Here is a 1,625-nt window from a genome sequence, read left to right on the forward strand (position 1 = left end):
GGCGCTGATCACGAGCACCGCCCACCGGCCGTCCGGCGGGTACAGCACGGGAACCGGCTTCGGCGAGGTGGACGCGGCCGCCGCGCTGCGGGCGGCGGGACGGCTGGCGGCCGCCACGCCCGAGACAGGATTCGCCACGGCCAAGTTCTTCGCCGCGCCTGGCCACGCGAGCTCAGCAATCCGCCCGATCCAGGTGGTGCACAGGAACACCAAGCTGATCGCCGCCTACACCGCCGCGGCCTACGGCGGCGCGGTGTGCGCGATCATGGCCACGGTCCTGCTGATCTGGACGATCCGCCGGTCCAGGCGCGACAGGCGCAACAGGCGACCGATACCGTCGTTCGTGCAGGCGCCGCCGCCGCAGTCCGCCTACCAGGCCCCGCCCTGGACGCCGCCCCCGTCGCCGATGAGAAACCGGGATGACCCGAATAGCTGGTTTGATCCTCGTTGAGGGTTCAATGAGCGGCTTGGAGTTCACGCCGACAGCAGGCCCCCTACCACCGCCCGTAACCAGCCAGAATTGCCCAAACAGTTATCTCAGCAGCTAGTTTGGCGCTCGGTGAGACCTCTATAGTTCACGCCTATGTCGGACATTGTTCAGTTCGGTGGCGCGGTTCGCCGGATCCGTGCGACGCGAGAGCGCAAGCACCGTCCGCTCTGGCTGATCACGAGCCTGCTGCTTGGGCTGGCAGTCACCGTAACCCTGGCGCCTGCAGCCGAGGCAGCGGCCGCCTACTCCCCGCCGTCGGACGCCTGGGCGCAGTTCCAGTCCGATCTGAACGCGGCCCAGGGCCTGGCGACCGGTAACGGCGTCACCATAGCGCTGCTGTCCACCGGCGCGGATCCCACCGTCCCCGGCCTGGCCGGCAAGGTCACCAATGGCCCGGACTACATCTTCAAGCCGCAGGCAGCACCGGCCGGCATGCTCGGCACGCTGACGGCCGCGTTCTTCGCCGGGTCGCCGGGAATAGCCGCGGGCGCCGCGCCCGGCGCGCGCATCCTGGTGGTGCGCACCGAACCGGACAACACCGAACCTGGCGCCCAGTCCTTCTACAACGACCAGAACACTGCCCTGCGCATTGAGGCCGAGGGCATCAGGTACGCCGCCGACCACGGCGCCCAGGTGATCCTCCTCGACTATGGCAGCCAGGAGGGGCCAGCCCTGGACCTGCAGTCCGCGGTGAGCTACGCGCTGTCGAGGAGGGTGGTGATCGTGGCGCCGGCTTTCCCGACGACCGGCTCGCATCCCTCGCCGTACCAGTACCCGCAGGGATTCCCCGGCGTCGTCGGGGTCTCACCGGTCATGCTGCCGGGCGGCATCGCGGCGACGGCCCCGGTCAGCGGGCAGAGCAACAACTCCGTGCTCATCTCCGCCCCGGCCGACGCCGTGCCTGTCTCGGACACGATAGAGCTGGATAACTTCTGGAGCGCGGCGTGCTACGTAGCCGCCACGGTCGCGCTGATCAAGCAGCGGTACCCGCAGCTGTCGCCGGCGCTGGTCGCCCGCGCGCTGGCGATGTCCGCTCGCTACCGTCCCCACGGCGGCTACTCGCCGTCCGTCGGGTTCGGGGTGCTGGACCCCAACGACGCGATCCTCGACGCGGGGACGCTGGCCCGGCTGACTG

At 69.8% G+C, this 1,625-nt stretch carries 1 protein-coding gene and 1 pseudogene; both read left to right on the forward strand.

Annotated features, from left to right (window positions below):
* Positions 1 to 451: pseudogene (locus WA805_RS15730) on the forward strand (hypothetical protein); the annotation flags it as partial.
* Between the two features lie 132 nt (positions 452 to 583).
* A partial coding sequence (locus tag WA805_RS15735; protein WP_425242699.1) for a S8/S53 family peptidase occupies positions 584 to 1,625 on the forward strand: 1,042 nt, incomplete at its 3' end.

The sequence above is a fragment of the Trebonia sp. genome (assembly GCF_049794275.1).
Classification (GTDB): Bacteria; Actinomycetota; Actinomycetes; order Streptosporangiales; family Streptosporangiaceae; genus Trebonia.